Consider the following 20,260-nt stretch of genomic DNA (forward strand, 5'->3'; position numbering starts at 1 on the left):
GCCTGAACACGGGCAAATACAGCGGTTTTGCATACAATCCACGTCAAAAGAGGTAAAACATGACTATTTCCTTCAATACACTGTCCAAAGTGGCTTCCGTAATGGCATTGGGTATGGCACTTCCCGCTGTCTATGCTGCCGACTTTGATGATTTTGCACGTGTCGTCAGCGTCACGCCACAAGTCGAGCAAGTCAATGTACCACGCCAGGAATGCCGTACCGAATACGAAACCAGCCAGCGTCAGGCGCCACAAAGGCAGGCTGAACGCAGCAGCGGTGGTGCCATCATCGGCGGTATCGCCGGCGGTTTGCTGGGTAGCCAGGTCGGCGGCGGCAATGGCCGTATTGCAGCAGCTGCGGCCGGTGCCCTGACTGGTGCGATCGTCGGCGATCGCGTTGATAATAATGACAATAACAATAATTACAACAATAACCAGCCAGTCTATGAAAGCCGTCCGGTACGTCAATGTCGCAATATAGACCATTGGGAATCGCGGACCAATGGCTATGCCGTTACCTATGAATACCAGAACCGCACTTATACGTCCGTCATGCCCTATGACCCGGGTTCACGCCTGCGTCTGCATGTTTCACTGACGCCACGTCCTTAAGCTTGCTGGACGTTGGAAAAAGATGCCGCGATCAGCGGCATTTTTTTCGTGCTCCATGGATACAGAGGCAGAGATACGAAAGGCATCGATATGAAAAAAACCTGGTAATGACAGCCACGTACCTAAAATGAGGAATAATCGCCAGGCACCAACTTAAATTTAACGGCATCAGGCATCAAACTGATGATTTATGCCCGTGACAGGCAAGCAAATACCCCTGAAATTGCATGGGTTTATAGTATTATCGTGCGGCAAACCTCACGCTTACGCTCCGTCTATCATTCATGCAAACAATGTTAAAAAAATATGGTCTGCTGGTATGGCTATCCTTGATCCTGATTGCTGGTTTTGTTTCCACTACAGTGGCGTCTTTTGTCGTATCCCGTGATGCCATACAGCAGGGTATATCCGAACAGACTTTGCCCATCACTGGCGACAATGTGTATTCCGAAATTCAAAAAGATATCTTGCGCCCGGTATTTGTTTCTTCACAAATGGCGCATGACACGTTTTTGCGTGACTGGATCATCAACGGTGAAGAAGACAAGGACCTGATCGCCAAATACCTGAAAGAAATCAAGCTCAAGAATCACGCTATTTCCAGCTTTCTGGTATCTGAGCAAAGTCATCAGTATTACACTGCCGATGGCGTGCTGAAAGCCGTCAGCGCGACCGAAGCGCGCGATCAATGGTTTTTTCGTATCCGTAACCTGAAAACAGACTACGAAACCAATGTAGATGCCGACATGGCCAATCGTGACACCATGACCATCTTCATCAATTACCGTATCGTCGATTATTCTGGCAAATTCATCGGTGCCACCGGGATCGGCATGACGCTCGATACCATGAAGACCCTGATCGACAATTATCAGGCCCGTTTCCACAGGAATATCTTTTTCGTCGACCAGAAAGGCAATATCGCCCTGGCTGGCAACAACATGAAAAAGATACGCAGCAATCTCAGCAATATGCCTGGCATCAGCGGCCTGGCACAACAGATACTGGGCAACCGCAAAAGTGAATCCCTGCACCTGGAATACAAGGCCGAAAATGAAACCATGCTGGTCAATTCCCGTTTCATCCCTGAATTGGGCTGGCACCTGCTGGTAGAGCAGGAAACCAGCAATGAAATCAAACCGCTGCAAAATGTCTTTCTCATCAATATCGGGGTGAGCGCAGGTATCACGATCCTGGTCTTGATCATTTTGCTGGTGACGGTAAGACGTTATCAAAAACGTCTGGAAAAATCGGCCTCCACCGATACCTTGACCAATCTGCTGAATCGCCAGGCATTTGATTTTGTCTTTCAGCAAGCGCTGCTGGATGGTGAACGCTCACGCCAGCCCATGTGCGTGGTCTTGCTGGATATCGATTTTTTCAAGACTATCAATGACAAGCAAGGGCATCTGGTGGGTGACCATGTGCTGAAGGAAATTTCCCTGATCGCCAAGCGCTCACTGCGGGAAAGCGACATCATCTGCCGCTGGGGCGGCGAAGAATTTCTGATACTGCTGAAAAATTGTACGCTGGAAAAAGCCACTTCAATCGCCGAAAATCTGCGCAATACAATTGCCAACAATGATTTTTCACGCACCACAGACCTGACCCGCACCCGACTGTCGATTACCGTCAGCATGGGGGTAGCAGAATGCCGTGACAAAGATACCGAAGACAGCGTGTTTGAACGCGCCGACCAGGCGCTGTACCAAGCCAAGGAAAATGGCCGTAACAGTGTTTATTTTTCTGAATGACGGCGGGCCGCCACATCCTGGGTCAAGCGTATAAAGGCTTGATATAAGTCACCCGCAGCCTGGTCCCAGGCAGTCACTGTTTTTTGTTGCAGGGCCACGGTCTGCATGTCACCGCGAGCTATCGGGCCGGTCAGCGCTTGCACGGTTCCCATGGCAAATACATTATCCAGCGTTTGCCTGGCCAGTGGTGCCGCCATCTGTTGTGCCAGGTCGAAGGGTATGCCGGCGGCCTGATAGCTGCGCAAGGCGGTTTCCATCAGGGTCACCAGATAATTGCTGGCAAACACGGACCCTGCGTGGTACAGCAATTTGCGGTCGGCACTGATCTCTACCGTTTGCGCACCTATCGCCTGCAAGGCAGGCAGCAGTACGGCCAGGGCACGGGCTTCACCTTCCACACTGCAGATGGTGCCAGCAAACTCCGGCGCGATAGTCTTGCCGTCGGCAAAACTGCGCACCGGGTGGACACTGGCGACCGCCGCGCCGGCTGACATGGCCGCCAGCAATTCGGTCGATGCCTTGGCACCGCTGCAATGAAACACGATACTGCCTGCGTGCAGCAAACCGGCTGCGGCCATTGCCGCACAAACCGGGACAATCTGGTCATCCGTCACCGTCAGCATGGTGACATCGGCAGGCTGCATGTGATGCAGCGCATCCACCGCAGTTCCCTCACCCAGCCAGGCTACCGCTGCCTGGCTGCTGTGCAGCGTGCGGTTCATGACTTGCTGAACCGAAAAAACCTGCCGCGCAATAAAATTTTTTGCCAGTACGCTACCGACCTTGCCGGCCCCGATTACATTCAGGGTCTTCATGCTGCTGGCTCATCCGCAGGCTCTTCTGGAAAGCGACGCAGGCCATCCAGGTCAAGTATGGTGATGCCGCCATAATCGACACTCAACAGTTTTTTCTTTTCCAGCAGTTGCAGAGCCTGATTGGCGCGCTGGCGCGACACGCTGGAGATATAGCCTATCTCTTCCTGGGAAATCTGGATCTGCATGCTGCTGCCGGGGTTCAGGTAAGAATTGAACATCGCCGCCAGACAACGCGCCACACGGGTATCTGGATCAAGCATGCGGTCATATTCGACCAGGGAAATAAACATCCCCAGTCTTTCATTCAATTGATGCAAGAGAAAGCGGTTAAAGGGAATGCTGTTATCCAGCAGATAAGTGAAAGTGGAACGCGGCATATAGACCACCCGGGTATCGCGCAAAGCCACGACATCATAGCGGCGCGCTTCTGTCTTCAGCAGTGAGCCTTCGCCAAACCAGCCACCCGCCAACATGCAACTGAAAGTGACGGTCTTGCCATCTGGCGAGATGCTGCTCATTTTCAGGAAGCCGTCGACGACACCCATCCAATACTCTACCGGGTCGCCTTTGCGGCAGACATAGCCACCGGCAGGGATGAAGCGTTCCATCACTTCCTCTTCCACCTTTTGCATATGTTCCGGCGCCAGCATGCGGGCCCACATGGTTTTGCTAAAACGCTCTTTTGGGTCGCCAATTTGTTTTGTCATATTTGTGCAACGCACCACCGATAATTGTTTCATTCTTCGAGATTGTCCGTCGAATGACAACCCGTAGTTCGTGAAGAGACTACTATCCCATCAACAAAAAGAAATACGGAGTCATTGTAAGCGAGGTTTTCCCCCTACAGCTAACACTGAAGGATGGTTCACGTCCAAATCATTCAATCTCGCCACGACAGGCGCTCCGCAATAATTTCCCCAGATAAACTACGCAAGAAGCGTAAGTTTGCCGTAAGGGGAGGTGAGGAAACTCACAGGACAACAAGCCCATAAAAATCAGTATATGAGACAAGGCTAGTGGTGGAGACATGATTCAAAAAGAAACAGCAAATTCGACTTTCCCGCGACTATTGCTACAGCATGGGAAAACACGACCAGCGCATCCGGCTTTCCGCGAAAAGGATCTGGGTATCTGGCAAACCTGGAGCTGGCAACAGGTGAATGCTGAAGTGCGTGCGCTCGCCTGCGGCCTGGCTGCGCAGGGTTTCAAGCGCGGCATGAACCTGGCCATCATCGGCGACAACCGTCCACGCCTGTACTGGGCCATGGCAGCCGCCCAATGCCTGGGCGGCATACCGGTGCCGCTGTATCAGGATGCACCAGCCGCCGACATGGCCTATGTGCTGGAAAATGCAGAAATCGTCTTTGCTGTCGTTGAAGACCAGGAACAGGTCGACAAGCTGCTGGAAATCAAACAGCATTATGCAGGCATACAACACATTGCCTTTGATGATGACCGTGGCATGCGTCATTATCATCAACCCGAATTGATTTCCTATGCGGCACTGCAAGAGCTGGGGCGCGCTTATGATCAGACACATCCCGAATTTTTCATGCAGGAAGTGGAACTGGGCCAACCGGATGACACCGCCGTCATGCTGTATACATCTGGCACTACCGGCAAACCGAAAGGGGTATGTCAGTCCCATCGTTCTTTCATGACAGCCGCCATAGGCGGCATGCAGTTTGACCAGTTGACTGCAAATGAAGACATCCTGTCTTATCTGCCGATGGCCTGGGTTGGTGATCATCTGTTTTCGTTTGCACAGGCCATGGCTGCAGGTTTCACGGTGAACTGTCCGGAATCCAGCGAAACCGTATTGACAGACTTGCGCGAAGTCGGCCCCACCTATTATTTTGCACCACCGCGTGTGTTTGAAAATATGCTGACCACGGTGATGATACGCATGGAAGATGGCGGTACCGTCAAGCGTCATCTGTTTGCACATTTCATGGAAGTGGCGCGCCGCGTTGGTGCCGATATCCTGGATAACAAGCCGGTCGCACTCATCGATAAAATTCGTTATGGACTAGGCAAATTGCTGGTGTACGGACCGCTAAAGAATGTGCTGGGCTTATCCCGCGTCAGGGTTGCATATACCGCTGGTGCCGCCATCGGCCCTGACCTGTTTCGTTTCTATCGTTCTATCGGTGTCAACCTGAAGCAGTTGTATGGTTCCACCGAAACCTGTGCCTATGTCTGCCTGCAACCTGATGGCAAAATCAAGTTCGACAGCGTTGGTGCCGCAGCCCCCGGTGTCGAGGTCAAACTGGCCGCGAATGGAGAAGTGCTGGTGAAGTCGGATGCCATGCTGACCGGTTATTACAAGCGGCCAGATGCCACGGCAGAAGTGATGGATGCAGAAGGTTACTTCCATACCGGCGACGCTGGGATTTTTGATCAGGATGGACACCTGAAAATCATAGACCGCGCTGCCGATGTCGGCAAGCTCAGGCAGGGCGACATCTTCGCCCCCAACTATATCGAAAACAAACTCAAGTTTTTCCCCTACATCAAGGAAGCCGTCGCCTTTGGCAATGAGCGTGACATGGTGTGCGCTTTCATCAACATCGATATGGAAGCCGTCGGCAACTGGTCGGAACGACGCGGCATTGCCTATTCAGGTTATACCGACCTGGCGGCCAAGGCAGAGACCTATCAACTGATCTTGTCTTGCGTGGAAAAAGTGAATGCCGACCTGGCCAGTGAAGATTTGATGGCGGGCACGCAAATCCATCGCTTCCTGGTGCTGCATAAAGAACTGGACCCGGACGATGATGAACTGACGCGTACCCGCAAGGTCAGGCGCAGTTTCATTTCACACAAATATGCTGTGCTGATTGATGCCCTGTATTCCGGCAAGCGTTCGCAATTCATAGAAACCCTGGTCAAATTTGAAGATGGCCGTCAGGGCCAGGTCAGTGCCGATTTGCATATCAGCGATGTCAAAACATTTTCTGCCCAAAAGCTGGCGGCGTGAGGAAGAGTAATGGCAGATAACAGGAAAATCGGCGACGTGATTTTGGACATGCAAGGCATCTCGCTGTCTTTTGGCGGCGTCAAGGCATTGACCAATATCTCCTTCAATGTGAAGGAACATGAAATACGCGCCATCATCGGCCCCAACGGTGCGGGCAAAAGCTCGATGCTGAACGTCATCAATGGCGTCTACCGGCCACAGCAGGGTGACATCACGTATCGCGGCAAGCATCGCAAGGGCATGAATACCTATGCGGCAGCCAAGAGTGGCATCGCCCGTACCTTCCAGAACATCGCACTGTTCAAAGGCATGAGTGTGCTCGACAACATCATGACCGGGCGTAACCTGAAAATGAAAAGCAATTTCCTCATGCAGGCTTTGTACTGGGGACCTGCACAAAAAGAAGAAATTGCCCACCGCCAGAAAGTTGAGCAAATCATCGACTTTCTGGAAATCCAGCACATCCGCAAGATACCGGTAGGCCGCCTGTCTTATGGTTTGCAAAAACGCGTGGAACTGGGACGGGCGCTGGCAGCCGAGCCAGAAATTTTACTGCTCGATGAACCCATGGCCGGCATGAACGTGGAAGAAAAACAAGACATGAGCCGTTTCATCCTGGATGTCAATGACCAGCTCGGCACCTCCATCGTGCTGATTGAGCATGACATGGGCGTGGTCATGGATATTTCTGATCGCGTGGTGGTGCTTGATTACGGCAAAAAAATCGGCGACGGCACCCCTGCTGAAGTGCTGGCGAATCAGGAAGTCATCAATGCCTATCTGGGTGTGGCGCATTAAATATGGAAAACTTAAGACCATTAACCACAGAGGCACAGAGGTTGGAAAGACTTCTTGCAAGAAGTCTTCGTTTCGCAAGCGAGTGGCATGTCACTCGAATTCCTTGCTACACCACAGAGAAAGGCTGGAGAAGAGCTAAAGATTTTCTCATGTTTTTCTTCTGTGTCTCTGTGCCTCTGTGGTGAGGGGTCTTGGTTAAAAATTCATGTTTGCTTATCGTAAGCTGAAAGTTAGAAATGAATATCAGTTTTTTCTTTGAAGTGTTTATTGGCGGCTTGTTGTCCGGGGTCATGTACGCACTGGTTGCGCTGGGTTTTGTGCTGATCTACAAGGCATCTGGAGTATTCAATTTTGCGCAGGGAGCCATGGTATTTTTTGCCGCCCTGACCTGTGTCGGCCTGACAGAAAAATTTGAACTGCCCTTGTGGCTGGCGATACCGCTGACCATGCTGGTGATGGTGGCACTGGGCCTGGCGATAGAACGCATCGTCTTGCGTCCGTTAGTCAATCAACCTGAAATCACTCTGTTCATGGCCACCATAGGCCTGACTTTTTTTATCGAAGGCCTGGCGCAATTACTGTGGGGTTCGCAACCACACAAACTGACATTGCCGATTGATGACGTACCGATAGAATTCCTGATGGAAAAATTCAATATCCTGGTATCGCAATTTGATGTCATTGCCGCCCTGATCTGCGCCATGCTGGTGACCGGCCTGGCCCTGCTGTTTTCCAAGACCAAGATAGGCCGTGCCCTGCGCGCAGTGGCGGATGACCATCAGGCGGCATTGGCTGTCGGTATCCCCCTGCAACAGATCTGGGGCATCGTCTGGGCAGTGGCGGGTTTTGTTGCCCTGGTAGCCGGCTTGCTGTGGGGTGCCCGCAATGGCGTGCAGTTTGCGCTGACCTTTGTGGCGCTGAAAGCCTTGCCGGTCTTGATACTGGGGGGATTTACCTCAGTGCCAGGAGCGATTGTTGGTGGCCTGATCATCGGTGCATCAGAAAAACTGGCGGAAGTGTATATAGGGCCGCTGGTGGGGGGTGGCATAGAAGGCTGGTTCCCGTATGTACTGGCGTTGCTGTTCTTGCTGGTCAGGCCGGAAGGTTTGTTTGGCGAAAAAATCATACGCAGAATTTGAATGAAATATTGCACGGGCCATACCGGCAAATCAAGATCAGAGGTCAAGCATGTTCTACCGTGAAGCAGGTCAGTTCAAAACAAGTTATCAGGCGGACAATCAAATCTTCCCGATACGACAAGACCGCATCGCCATCGTGATTATCCTGGCGGCGGCATTTTTCGGTGTGCCCTGGCTGGCATCCGACTATGCCTTTTCTGCCATCTTTATTCCTTTCCTGATTTTCTCGCTGGCGGCACTGGGATTGAATATCCTGACTGGCTATGCAGGGCAGTTGTCGCTGGGTTCGGCTGCTTTCATGGCGGTGGGTGCATTTGCATCTTACAATTTCGTGCTGAGGATACCTGGCATCCCGGTGCTGCTGGCCTTTGTACTGGGCGGCCTGTCCGCTGCCATGGTTGGCATTGCCTTTGGTTTGCCATCCCTGCGCATACGTGGCTTTTATCTGGCGGCAGCGACCCTGGCGACCCAGTTCTTTGTGGTCTGGTGCCTGACCAAGATACAGTGGTTCACCAACTACAGCTCTTCCGGCGTCATTACTGCGCAAGAGATGGTGATCATGGGCATGAGCTTCAATACCCCGGTCAAAAAATACCTGCTGACACTGAGCGTGGTGTGTGTACTGGCCCTGCTGGCGAAAAACATGGTGCGCTCCAACGTCGGTCGCTCATGGATGGCGGTGCGCGACATGGATGTGGCGGCCGAAGTCATCGGTTTTCGCCTGATGCGCACCAAGCTGCTGGCCTTTGCCGTGTCTTCATTTTACTGCGGCATTGCCGGTGCCCTGTATGCCTATGCCTACCTGGGCACGGTAGAACCGGAAGCATATAACCTGGACCTGTCTTTCCGCATCCTGTTCATGATCATCATCGGTGGTGTCGGCTCCATCCTCGGCTCTTTCCTGGGTTCGGCCTTCATCATCCTGTTGCCTATCGTATTGAACCTGCTGGCCCACGGCCTGTCGCTGCCGACCAATGTGGCATCCAACCTGGAATTGATGGTGTTCGGTGCCCTGATCATTTTCTTCCTGATCGTTGAACCACATGGTCTGGCAAGGCTGTGGCAAATCACCAAGGAAAAATTGCGACTTTGGCCGTTTCCACACTAAGCTCAGACAATAAGTTTTAATGTAACAAGAGTGAAAAAGAAATTCATAAAAAGACGCGGCATCTTATCGGAGATGACAAGCGTCAGGCAATACCCATCCAACCACAAGGAGACACTATGAAACTGCTTAAATCCCTACTACTGGCCTCGGCAATCTGCGGGGCAATCGGCACAGCGCAGGCGAATGACCAATTCATTCCCATCCTGTCCTATCGCGTCGGCCCGTATGCGGCTGGCGGCTCCGGGTTTTTCGGTGGGGCTATCGATTATTTCAACCTGGTCAATTCCAAAGGCGGCCTGAATGGCATCAAGATTTCCTGGGAAGAGTGTGAGACTGAATACAATGCATCACGCGGTGTGGAATGCTATGAACGCCTGAAAAAGACACAGGGTGGCGCATCCCTGATAGAACCACTGTCTACCGGCATCGCCTACGGTATCCTGGATCGCGTTGCTGAAGACAAAATTCCCATGACGACGCTAGGTTATGGACGCTCTGACGCCGCCAATGGCAAAGTATTCCCGTATATTTTCCCGCTGATTACCAGTTACTGGAACCAGGCCGCAGCCATGACCAAATACCTGGGCGATAAATCGGGTGGCATGGATAAACTCAAGGGCAAGAAAATTGTCCATCTGTACCATGACTCGGCTTTCGGCAAAGAACCTATCCCGGTACTTGAAGCCCAGGCCAAGCAATATGGCTTTGAACTGATCAAGATCCCGGTCGCCCATCCAGGCAATGAACAACAATCACAATGGCTGCAAATCCGCCAGGCCAATCCTGACTATGTGATTCTGTGGGGCTGGGGTGTCATGAATGCGGTGGCCATTAAAACTGCGCAACGCAATGGCTATTCACGTGAAAAAATGCTGGGTGTCTGGTGGGCAGGTTCAGAAGAAGATGCGATACCAGCTGGTGACGCTGCCAAAGGCTATACCACGATGACTTTCAATACTCCTGGCAATTATCCTGTGCTGGATGAAATCCGCAGCAAGGTGTATGCAACTGGCAAGGGCAACCTGGGCGACAAATCCCGCATCGGTACGGTATATCACATGCGTGGTATAACGGCGGCGATCTTGTGGACAGAAGCCATCCTGAAAGCGCAAGAGAAATTCGGCAAGGGCAAGCTGATGACGTCCGAACAGATACGCTGGGGTTTTGAAAACCTGAACGTCGATGAAGCCCGCCAAAAGGCGCTGGGTGCGATGGGCATGTTCCCACCGGTCAAAACGTCCTGTGAAGACCATGAAGGTTCCGGCGCTGTCAAAGTACAGCAGTGGACAGGTGACAAATGGAAAGCCATCACGCCCAACTGGATCACTGGTGACAAGGCTTTGACACGCGCCATGCTGGAAGAATCGTCGAACAAATATGCGGCCGAGAAAAAAATCACGCCTGCCTGTTTGAAATAAATGTCAAGCCGGTGGAGGCAGCAAGCTGTCTCCGCCAGTATCACCAACTTCATTGCAAACCCAGATCATGAGTATCCAAAGTATTCAGAGTGCCAGGGCAGACGCGGCGACAGCCGATGTGGCCTACCTCAGCGTCAACAATATTGAAGTCATCTACGATCATGTGATCCTGGTGTTGAAAGGTATTTCCTTGCAGGTGCCACAAGGAAAAATCGTGGCCTTGCTGGGTGCCAATGGGGCGGGTAAATCGACCACCCTGAAAGCCATTTCGACCTTGCTGAAAAATGAACGCGGCGACATCACCAAGGGCGACATCAGTTTTCGCGGACAACGCGTCGACCATCTGACACCGAACGAACTGGTGAAACGTGGCCTGTCACAGGTGATGGAAGGACGCCACTGCTTTGCGCATCTGACGGTGGAAGAAAACCTGCTGACCGGTGCCTATACCCGCAGCCTGTCACGTGCAGAACTGAAGGAAGCACTGGACAAGGTGTATCACTATTTTCCACGTCTGCGCGAACGCCGCAATTCACAGGCGGGTTATACCTCGGGCGGTGAACAACAGATGTGCGCCATCGGCCGTGCCCTGATGGCCAAGCCGTCGATGATTTTGCTGGATGAACCTTCGATGGGTATTGCTCCGCAACTGGTGGAAGAAATTTTTGAAATCGTCAAAAGCCTGAATAAGCAGGAAAACGTGTCTTTCCTGCTGGCCGAACAAAACACCAATATCGCGCTGCGCTATGCCGACTTTGGTTACATTCTGGAAAACGGCAGGGTCGTCATGGAAGGCGACGCCAAAGACCTGAGTACGAACGAAGACGTCAAGGAATTTTATCTTGGTGTATCGGGTGCCGGTCGCAAGAGTTTCAAGGATATGAAGTTTTATCGCAGGCGCAAGCGCTGGCTGGCATGATCTTACTGCGCGGGCGTGATCGGGGCTCATGCGCTGCTCAAAATGCTCATGTACTTAGAGTACATTCCGCTTTTTGCGCTGCGCTTGGTTACCCTGACCCCGCTGACGCCCGCTCGCTACAGATCATAAACAGCTTAAGAACAAAGCAAAACAAGACAAATCAACCACTATAGAGCACGCTCATGAGTGATTATCTGGACGCACTGGAAACCCGCAATCCGCAAAGCCGGGAACAAACACTGATGCACAGCTTGCCGCAACTGATAGCGCATGCACAGACAGCGACAGGCTGGGCAGGCATACTGGCCGGTGTCAGCGCCGCCGATATCCACAGCCGCAGCAGCCTGGCGCAATTGCCAGTGACGCGCAAATCTGATCTCAAGGATTTGCAGAAAAAATCACTACCCTTCGGCGGCCTGAACACCACTTCCCCGCATCAGATGGGGCGCATATTCATGTCACCCGGCCCTATATTTGACCCGGAAGGGCGCGGGCCAGACTGGTGGCGCTTTGCCCGCCCCATGTATGCGGTGGGCTTGCGTAGCGGGCATCTGCTGCAAAACTGTTTTTCCTATCATTTCACACCCGCGGCCTTCATGGTGGAAAGCGCCGCTGCCCGTCTGGGTTGCGCCGTTATTCCCGCCGGCATAGGCCAGACTGAAATGCAGGTACAGGCCATGGCAGAACTGCGTCCCGATGCCTACATAGGCACGCCCAGTTTTTTAAAAATCATCATAGAAAAAGCGCTGGACATGGGCGCAGATATTTCCAGCGTGCAGCGCGCCATAGTCGGTGCCGAAGCTCTGCCGCCCTCGCTGCGCAAGTGGCTGCAGGAGCATGGCGTGGCGCAGGTGCTGCAAATCTACGCCACCGCCGACATCGGCAATATCGCCTATGAAAGCATGACAGATGGCCAGGTGAACCCGGGCATGGTCCTGGACGAAGACCTGATACTGGAAATTGTACGACCTGGTACCGGCGACCTGGTTTCCGAAGGCGAAGTCGGTGAAATCGTCATCACTTCGTTCAATCCGGATTACCCGCTGATACGCTTTGGTACTGGCGACATGTCGGCGATCTTGCCGGGTATGTCGCCCTGTGGCCGCAGCAATCAGCGCATCAAGGGTTGGCTGGGGCGCGCTGACCAGACAACCAAGGTCAAGGGTATGTTCGTGCACCCTTCACAAGTGGCAGAGGTCGTCAAGCGCCACCCTGAAATCAGCAAGGCCAGACTGGTGGTCACAGGCGAAATGGCGAATGACGCCATGACCCTGCATTGCGAAAGCCGCGACCACAGCCCTGCATTGAAGGCGGCGATTATCGACAGCCTGCGCGATATCACCAAACTGCGGGCGGATGCCTTATTCGTGGTGGAAGCCAGTTTGCCGAATGATGGCAAGGTGATCGATGACGCCCGCAAATACGAATAAAGCTTAACTCTTGCCAGCTACAAAACCGGCGACAAATTTGGCAACGATGGCGCTGAAACTGGCCCTGTCCTTCTGGTCAAGATGAGAACCATCGGGACATTTGAAATCCCTGATGGCAGGCTGATTTTTGTCATATAAAATGGGCAGGTGGCTGCTGGCAAAGAAAACTTCCAGAAACTGCTGTTCCGGATAGCGCTGCTCATCTGCCTCTTTGATCAGGCCGGTGGTCGGCATTTTGACAAACAATACCTTGCCACCGCGCTTTTGTATGGTATCGATATAGCCACGTATGAGTTGGGCGCCATACAGAAAATCTTCCTGGCTGGCAACGGGCATGGATTTGATTTTGTCAAGGAAGCGGGCCTCTGCCCTACCCCGCCCTGCATGCGGATTCCATTCCATGCCCAACTGTTTGGCCACACGCGAATAATACGCATCGGGCCAGGGCAAGCGGCTGTAATCTGCCAGCCGCGAACGGTCGGGCCGGGTCGTGATGTATTGGGACGAGCGTTTCCACGGCAAAATACGGTAACGCAGGGCAAACCAGGGATTGCTGCCATCAGAAAAAATACTCAGGTTTTCATGGATGCCAGCCGTCAGTTTTTTCTCCAGTGTATCTGCCGAAAAATTCTGGAAGCGTAACTGCTGCTTTTCATATTCATCGACAAACACGCTGACCGAACCAAAACTGCCCTGTCTGGCATTGGCCAAAGCCCCAGACGTGTAATCAATGAGTATGGTGCCGGTGACACGTGGATCATCGGCCAGGTTTTTCAGTACTGGTACAAACGAGCTGCCATCGACAGCCAGTTGTATAGCTTCCAGCCCTGTTCCTTTGCGCAAGACATCCAGGTCCATCCCCAGTTGAAAACGGGATGTCCCTATCAATGTCAATGCTTGCGACCCCAATTCACTGGCACGCCCCCGTTCATGACTCCAGCGTTCTTTGGAATCCAGCGCAGTGGGCTGGTAACCCAGGCTGCGCAAGCTCAGTTCCATAGCGACGATAGCTGCCAGTGTCAGGAGCAGGATGAAGGCAAAAATACGCTTCCAGGGGTAAGCAGGCATGAGGTCGCTAGAACTGAAAATAGAGAAAGGCATTTTGTCCTGTCCCTGAAAAAACAAACAGGGACATCAGGCACAGGCACAGTACAGCAATCTGCAGCGCCATGCCCAGCCTGGCAAATATTTTATCCAGGCTCATATCCCGCAGGTAAGTGACGCCAACCACGACCAGCGCCATCACGGCCAGCGCCAAGGCGTGTGACCAGTCCAGGTATTCACCGGCATGATGCTTGCCGAATAAACCTGCACCTATGGCTTGCACCTGTGCCAGTGAATTTGCCCGGAAGGGTATCCATGCCAGTGTCACCAGTATAAATACCAGGCCCCTGCGCATGGCTGGGGTCAGGTAAGCTGCGATTGCGCGACCACTGCAAGCACGTTCGACAATAAGAAAACTGCCATGCAAAGCGCCCCACAGCACAAACATCCAGGAAGCGCCATGCCATAAACCACCGATCAGCATGGTGGCGAACAGGGCCAGATATGTCCGGCCCCAGCCATGGCGGTTACCACCCAGCGGGATATACAGATAATCCCGCAACCAGCTGGACAGGGAAATATGCCAGCGTCGCCAGAAATCGGAAAAGCTGGTGGCGGTATACGGATAATTGAAATTTTCTGGGAAATAAAACCCCATGCTTTTCGCCAGGCCGATAGCGCATAGCGAGTAACCACAAAAATCGAAATAAATCTGCCCTGAGAAACTGAAGACCGCACACCAGGTTTCCAGAATGCCGGATTGTTCAGGATGCGCATACACTTCATTCACCAGCGGCGCAAACAGGGTATCTGCCAGCACCAGCTTGCAGAACAGACCCAACAAGAACAGGCAAAAGCCCCAGCCGACCTGGTGCTGGTCTGGCAATACCGGCTTTTCCAGCTGTGGCATGAGGATATTCGCCTTGAGGATGGGTCCGGCCACCAGATGCGGGAAAAAACTGACAAACAGGGCATAGTCCTTGAGGCTATAGCGCGAAGTCAGCACTCCACGATACACATCGACCGTATACGACAGCGAAGCAAAGGTATAAAACGATATCCCTATCGGCAGGATGATGGAATGGTCGGCATGCACAAATTGCCAACCCAGGGCAGCACCCAGGTCCGCATAGATATCCAGCACGAAATTACCGTATTTGAAATAACTGAGCATACCCAGGTTGCAGATCAGGCTGAGCAGCAGGTACAGGCGACGTCGTACCTGCGAGGCAGAGGTGGCAATGCGATTTGCCAGCAGCCAGTCCACCAGCGTGGACAACATCAGCAGGATCACATAGGGTGGATTCCAGGCGGCATAAAACACATAGCTTGCCACCAGCAACAGGCTCTTCCTGGATGCCCATCCGGGTAATAGCCAGAACAGGCCGTACACCGGGATAAAAAACAACAGAAAGGTAAATGAGTTAAACAGCATCAGTGGCCAGAACGGTCGTATTTATCCAGAAGCTGGACAGTATAAATTACTGCTGCGCAAGGTCTGATGAATACTTTAGGAACTTCGCATGCCCGCTGCGAAAACTGCACAAAAAATATGCATCTGACAGCAGTCTGCACGCTATATTCAAATTTATTCTATAGTAGTTAGGTAAACAAACCGAACAATCCTAAGCAATCATTAACAGGCTGGCTTTCCCGGCAGTGGCCTGCTAACCCTTAAAAATGGAGATCTGCACAATGACTTCGTTGAATATCAACAGCAAAGATCATCAGCTCGATGCTGACCCTTCCACCCCTGTATTATGGGCCCTGCGCGATTCCCTCGGCCTGACTGGCACCAAGTTTGGCTGCGGCGCGGCCCTGTGTGGTGCCTGTACCGTGCATTTGAACGGCCAGGCCATACGTTCCTGCGTTACCCCCATATCTGCTGTTTCCGGCCAGAAAATCACCACCATAGAAGCCATGAGCCAGGACAAGGTCGGCAAAGCCGTGCAAACCGCCTGGGTTAAGCACGACGTGGCGCAATGCGGCTACTGTCAAAGTGGCCAGATCATGAGTGCAACCGCCTTGTTGAAAACCAATAAGAAACCATCCGACGCCGATATCGATGCCGCCATGGCAGGCAATATCTGTCGTTGTGGCACCTATGTACGGATACGCGCTGCGATTCACGACGCCGCATCCACCTTGGCTTAATTCAGGAGAACGCTATGCATTTTGATTCCCGTTTGGCTGAGATGCCAAAACATTTGCAGTCCCTGATGCAACAGGCGGCTGTAGAAGACAAGCCCGATACCAGCGGCTTCAGCAGGCGCAGTTTCCTCAAAATGGCGACCGCCAGCGGCTTTGCCCTCGGTTGCTACCCCATGCTGGCAACAGCACAAGATGCTGCGGCAAAAGCCCCGGCAGGTTTAAAACCCACGGAACAACCTGGTGCTTTCGTCCAGATTGCCAAGGATGGCACGGTCACCGTCACCATCAATCGCCTGGAATTTGGCCAGGGGGTGCAGACCGCCCTGCCCCTGATACTGGCTGAAGAACTGGATGCCGACTGGTCGAAAGTCAAATACGCGAATGGCAACAATCACCCGGCCTATGTCGATCCGGCATTTGGCATGCATTTGACCGGTGGTTCGAATTCCATCGCCCACTCTTACACCCAATACCGTGAGCTGGGTGCACGCACCCGTGCCATGCTGGTACAGGCAGCAGCGACACAATGGAATGTCGATGCGTCGGCCCTGCGTACAGAAAATGGCTACGTCATTGGACCTGGTGGCAAGAAACTGGGCTATGGCGACCTGGCTGAAGCGGCAATGAAATTGCCGGTACCAGAAAAAGTCGTGCTGAAAGACCCAAAAAGCTTCCGCCTGATAGGCAAACCCACAGGTCGTCTGGATGCCAAAGCCAAATCTACCGGCACCCAGGATTTCGGTATTGATACCCACTTGCCAGGCATGCTGACTGCCGTGGTTGCCCGCCCACCTGTATTTGGCGCGAAACTCAAGTCTGTGGACGATACAGCGGCCAAAGCAATCAAAGGTGTAAAAGCCGTGCTGCGCGTGCCGGTTGATCGCGGAGGTGAAGGCGTTGCCATCATCGCCACCGGCTACTGGCCAGCCAAACAGGGCCGCGATGCCCTGAAGCTGGAATGGGAAATGGGCAGTGTGGAAAAAGTCGATAGTGTGAAACAACTGGCCAGTTACAAGGAAATGGCCAAACAGCAAGGCGCATTGAAGTACAACGACGATGTTTCAAAAATCGCAACAGCACCGCATAAACTGAATGCAGAATTCATCTTTCCTTACCTGGCCCATACCCCGATGGAGCCTTTGAACTGCACGGTAGCGATAAAAGGTGACAAGGCAGAATTGTGGGTGGGCACACAAATGCCCGGCCTTGACGGTTTTGCCGCATCCACTGCCCTCGGCCTGAAACCTGAAAATATCGCCGTCCATACCCAGATGGCCGGTGGCGGTTTTGGTCGTCGCGCCATTCCCACCAGCGATTATGTAGTGGAAGCCTGTGGCGTAGCCAAAGCAGCAGTGGCCGCCGGCCTGGATGCCCCCATCCGTACACTGTGGAGTCGTGAAGACGATGTCAAGGGTGGTTACTACCGCCCCATGCATCTGCACAAGGCTGAAATAGGTTTTGATGCCCAGGGCAATATCCTCGGTTGGGATCATGTGATCGTCGGCCAGTCCATCGTCAGCGGTACCCCTTTCGAAGGCATGATGGTCAAGAATGGCGTCGATGCGACCGCCGTGGAAGGTATGAAAGAGCCCTATGAAATGCCGATGCGGCTGTCCGTCCATCATCCCAAAATCAATGTACCAGTCTTGTGGTGGCGCAGCGTGGGTTCTACCCACACCGCCTTTGTGATGGAAACCCTGCTCGATGAAATAGCCGAGACCACCAAGCAAGACCCGGTTGCCTATCGCCTGAAACTGATGGGTGACAAGCATCCGCGTCATAAAGCGGCCTTGCAACTGGCGGTGGAAAAATCCGGCTACGGCAAGAAAAAACTGCCAGCAGGCCGTGCTTATGGTGTCGCCGTGCATGAATCCTTCTCTTCCATCGTGGCCTATGTGGTTGAAGCATCCATGAAAAATGGTCAGCCCAAACTGCACAAGGTGACGGCTGGCGTGCATTGCAACCTCGCGGTCAATCCTAAAACCGTGGAAGCCCAGGTACAGGGTGCGGCCTTGATGGGATTATCGATGTGCCTGCCGGGTGCCGCCATCACGCTCAAGGATGGGGTGGTCGAGCAGAGCAATTTCAGTGATTTTGTGGTGCCCCGCATTACCGACATGCCACAGATCGCGGTGCACATCGTGCCTAGCGCCGATGCGCCTACCGGCATGGGTGAACCGGGCTTACCCGCATTGGCACCGGCATTTGCGAATGCGATAGCCAGGGCAGGTGGCAAGCGCTGGCGTGAATTGCCATTCAAGGCAGCTTAATCCACAAAAAAGCGGTACCTGTATAACAGGTACCGCTTTTTTTGTTCCCCATCCTGCGATGACTTCAACAACTAGCGGCTATTCCGGTACACCATTGGCAAAGAAACTGGGTATCCGGGCGGGTAGCCTGGTCTTGGTCAAACATGCACCTGACAATTATCTGGACTTGCTGGCAGATTTGCCAGCCGATGTCGTCTTTGAAAAAAAGCTGACAGCCGCAACCGATATTGTCCACTTGTTTACTGAGCAGAAAACGGTACTGGTCAAAGAATTGACAGCGTATAAGTCAAAGCTGCGCAGTGATGCTGCAATCTGGGTATCCTGGCCAAAAAAATCATCCAAAGTACCTACCGACATCACCGAAGACAGCATCAGGGAAGTTGCCCTGCCACTCGGTTATGTCGACATCAAGGTCTGTACCGTCAGTGAGATATGGTCAGGATTGAAGATCGTCGTGCGTAAAGAACTACGGGCCGCATGGCCAAATGCATAGTGCCTGCAAATTTGCAGGCACTGTATATTCCATCATGTTTATATTACGTCAGTTTAATTTGATTCCTTGATCAAGCGCCCGGAATTTTTCTGTACAGGCCGCGCATTCATGGGATACAGGCGACTGAATATCATCAACTGATCGGGTGAGATTTCTATCGGCTCTTTCATGACCAGCCACAATACGCCTTCACTGCAAGGCGGGGTCGTCAACGAGCCCATGTAGGTAAAATAATCACGCTTGACTGGCAAGATGTCATTCATGTCCATTGTGACCAAAGCCTGTGCCGGGTCATTCTTTTCCAGCGGCAGGTTATTCCATACCTGTTGCACCAGACTGTGTGCCTTACCCCGTTCTATCAGCACAGCCACCACAGCCAGTTTGCCATCCGCATCCTTATGTACCAGATGGGCGACCATTTCAAAGCTCTTGCCATTCACACGTTCTTCAGAAGGTTTGTGGAAATGAAACTGCACCAGTTCATAATTGTGCCCCAGTACATTGATGTAGTTACCGGCCCCCATATTCACCTGTATGGTATGGCCATTATCCAGGACAGAAAAACGGCTGGGCTTGTAGTCAAAAGCAATCGGGTCCAGATTCACCTTGATGCCATCGCGGATATCAATCGGTGACTGTCTTTCGCCGATATCACACTTGGCATTGGCAGGGTTCAGCTTACCCCAGTTAAGCGGACCGCCTTCACCTTGGTAACTCCAGTGTATTTCGCCATGGCTGGCAGCCATGGCACTGGCGGATGCCGCAGTGCTGCTACCGCTGCCGCCGCTGCCACCATTTGTCCCATGTTCATTTTTGGCTTTGGCAAGCTCTGGCCTGCGCACCGGTGGGGCATAAGCGGGGCGTGCGGTGGCTCTGGGGGCCGTGCGGGCAGTCTCGTCTTTTTCCTTGCGGATGACGCTCAGGCGGTCGGCGATGCGCGCTGCCAGTTCATCTGCGGCCTGGGCATCCTTGGCGCGGGCAGCGGCTTCCTTGGCGGATTCTTTGCTTTCCTTGGCAGTGGGCTTGCGTTCTTCCTTGGCGGATGCGGATGCAGATGCCGAGGCAGACGCTGAACCGGACGCAGATGCAGACGCCTCTTCTTTCGCAGATGCCGGTTTGATCGGCTTGGATGGCGGCGGGTCGTTCGCGTGAACGGCCGCAGCCATCAGCATGGTAACAAGCAGAGCAAGATAGCGGCGCATAGTAGGAATAAGTAACGGGAATAAGCAAAGGGAATAAGTACCTGGAATAAAAACAGGCAGATACCCTTGTTACGGCAAGTCTCTTTGCAAACTTGAATTCCTGCAGGCAATTTGTGGTTTTTGTGTCG

The 20,260-nt window shown here is 52.9% G+C and carries 17 protein-coding genes; 12 read left to right on the plus strand and 5 right to left on the minus strand.

Features of this window, described 5'->3' with window-relative positions; translation table 11 throughout:
* The first annotated feature begins 59 nt into the window (after positions 1 to 59).
* Both ACO0LM_RS14545 and ACO0LM_RS14550 read left to right on the plus strand, forming a co-directional pair.
* Entirely contained in the window at positions 60 to 611 is a 552-nt protein-coding gene (locus ACO0LM_RS14545; protein WP_422989794.1) for a glycine zipper 2TM domain-containing protein, read from the plus strand.
* A 284-nt stretch (positions 612 to 895) separates the two neighbouring features.
* A complete protein-coding gene (locus ACO0LM_RS14550; protein WP_423038000.1) occupies positions 896 to 2,365 on the plus strand; it encodes a sensor domain-containing diguanylate cyclase in 1,470 nt (489 codons plus the stop codon).
* Here ACO0LM_RS14550 and ACO0LM_RS14555 read toward each other — a convergent pair.
* Positions 2,350 to 3,180, minus strand: a complete 831-nt coding sequence (locus tag ACO0LM_RS14555) for a Rossmann-like and DUF2520 domain-containing protein (RefSeq protein ID WP_423038001.1) — start codon at positions 3,178 to 3,180, stop codon at positions 2,350 to 2,352. The two genes, ACO0LM_RS14550 and ACO0LM_RS14555, sit on opposite strands and share 16 nt — an antisense overlap.
* Positions 3,177 to 3,887, minus strand: a complete 711-nt coding sequence (locus ACO0LM_RS14560; RefSeq protein ID WP_423038002.1) for a Crp/Fnr family transcriptional regulator — start codon at positions 3,885 to 3,887, stop codon at positions 3,177 to 3,179. The genes ACO0LM_RS14555 and ACO0LM_RS14560 overlap by 4 nt, the downstream gene beginning before the upstream one ends.
* Before the next feature lie 320 nt (positions 3,888 to 4,207).
* On the opposite strand from ACO0LM_RS14560, the gene ACO0LM_RS14565 reads away from it, so the two are divergent.
* From ACO0LM_RS14565 to ACO0LM_RS14595, 7 genes are all read left to right on the plus strand, one after another.
* On the plus strand, positions 4,208 to 6,160 hold the full coding sequence (locus ACO0LM_RS14565; RefSeq protein WP_423038003.1) for an AMP-dependent synthetase/ligase: 1,953 nt from the start codon (positions 4,208 to 4,210) through the stop codon (positions 6,158 to 6,160).
* Between the two features lie 9 nt (positions 6,161 to 6,169).
* Complete coding sequence (locus tag ACO0LM_RS14570) at positions 6,170 to 6,958, plus strand: ABC transporter ATP-binding protein (protein ID WP_423038004.1); 789 nt, start codon at positions 6,170 to 6,172, stop codon at positions 6,956 to 6,958.
* A 242-nt stretch (positions 6,959 to 7,200) separates the two neighbouring features.
* Positions 7,201 to 8,097, plus strand: a complete 897-nt coding sequence (locus tag ACO0LM_RS14575; RefSeq protein ID WP_422989862.1) for a branched-chain amino acid ABC transporter permease — start codon at positions 7,201 to 7,203, stop codon at positions 8,095 to 8,097.
* 49 nt (positions 8,098 to 8,146) lie between these two features.
* On the plus strand, positions 8,147 to 9,205 hold the full coding sequence (locus tag ACO0LM_RS14580; RefSeq protein ID WP_423038005.1) for a branched-chain amino acid ABC transporter permease: 1,059 nt from the start codon (positions 8,147 to 8,149) through the stop codon (positions 9,203 to 9,205).
* 116 nt (positions 9,206 to 9,321) lie between these two features.
* A complete protein-coding gene (locus ACO0LM_RS14585) occupies positions 9,322 to 10,623 on the plus strand; it encodes an ABC transporter substrate-binding protein (protein ID WP_423038006.1) in 1,302 nt (433 codons plus the stop codon).
* A gap of 67 nt (positions 10,624 to 10,690) precedes the next feature.
* Positions 10,691 to 11,542 carry an ABC transporter ATP-binding protein gene (locus ACO0LM_RS14590; protein WP_422989778.1) on the plus strand — a complete coding sequence of 284 codons (852 nt, stop codon included), beginning with the start codon at positions 10,691 to 10,693 and terminating at the stop codon, positions 11,540 to 11,542.
* Positions 11,543 to 11,724: 182 nt separating this feature from the next.
* Positions 11,725 to 12,972, plus strand: coding sequence for a phenylacetate--CoA ligase family protein (locus ACO0LM_RS14595; protein ID WP_423038007.1), 1,248 nt, complete (start codon positions 11,725 to 11,727; stop codon positions 12,970 to 12,972).
* A 3-nt stretch (positions 12,973 to 12,975) separates the two neighbouring features.
* Here ACO0LM_RS14595 and ACO0LM_RS14600 read toward each other — a convergent pair whose 3' ends face one another.
* Together ACO0LM_RS14600 and ACO0LM_RS14605 are read right to left on the minus strand one after the other, a co-directional pair.
* Positions 12,976 to 14,073 (minus strand): hypothetical protein, encoded by a 1,098-nt coding sequence (locus tag ACO0LM_RS14600; protein WP_423038008.1) that lies wholly within the window; start codon positions 14,071 to 14,073, stop codon positions 12,976 to 12,978.
* Positions 14,048 to 15,451 (minus strand): MBOAT family O-acyltransferase, encoded by a 1,404-nt coding sequence (locus ACO0LM_RS14605; RefSeq protein WP_423038009.1) that lies wholly within the window; start codon positions 15,449 to 15,451, stop codon positions 14,048 to 14,050. The genes ACO0LM_RS14600 and ACO0LM_RS14605 overlap by 26 nt, the downstream gene beginning before the upstream one ends.
* A gap of 260 nt (positions 15,452 to 15,711) precedes the next feature.
* On the opposite strand from ACO0LM_RS14605, the gene ACO0LM_RS14610 reads away from it, so the two are divergent.
* Genes ACO0LM_RS14610 through ACO0LM_RS14620 form a run of 3 tightly spaced genes read left to right on the plus strand, consistent with a single transcriptional unit; the run spans position 15,712 to position 18,930 of the window.
* Entirely contained in the window at positions 15,712 to 16,170 is a 459-nt protein-coding gene (locus tag ACO0LM_RS14610) for a (2Fe-2S)-binding protein (RefSeq protein ID WP_422989770.1), read from the plus strand.
* Between the two features lie 14 nt (positions 16,171 to 16,184).
* Complete coding sequence (locus ACO0LM_RS14615) at positions 16,185 to 18,437, plus strand: molybdopterin cofactor-binding domain-containing protein (RefSeq protein WP_423038010.1); 2,253 nt, start codon at positions 16,185 to 16,187, stop codon at positions 18,435 to 18,437.
* A 58-nt stretch (positions 18,438 to 18,495) separates the two neighbouring features.
* Entirely contained in the window at positions 18,496 to 18,930 is a 435-nt protein-coding gene (locus tag ACO0LM_RS14620; protein WP_423038011.1) for a DUF3052 family protein, read from the plus strand.
* A 53-nt stretch (positions 18,931 to 18,983) separates the two neighbouring features.
* Here the strand turns inward: ACO0LM_RS14620 and ACO0LM_RS14625 are convergent, their stop codons facing one another.
* Positions 18,984 to 20,102, minus strand: coding sequence for a carbonic anhydrase (locus ACO0LM_RS14625; RefSeq protein WP_423038012.1), 1,119 nt, complete (start codon positions 20,100 to 20,102; stop codon positions 18,984 to 18,986).
* Between the last annotated feature and the right edge of the window lie 158 nt (positions 20,103 to 20,260).

The organism is Undibacterium sp. Di26W (assembly GCF_049340265.1).
Taxonomy (GTDB): Bacteria; Pseudomonadota; Gammaproteobacteria; order Burkholderiales; family Burkholderiaceae_D; genus Undibacterium.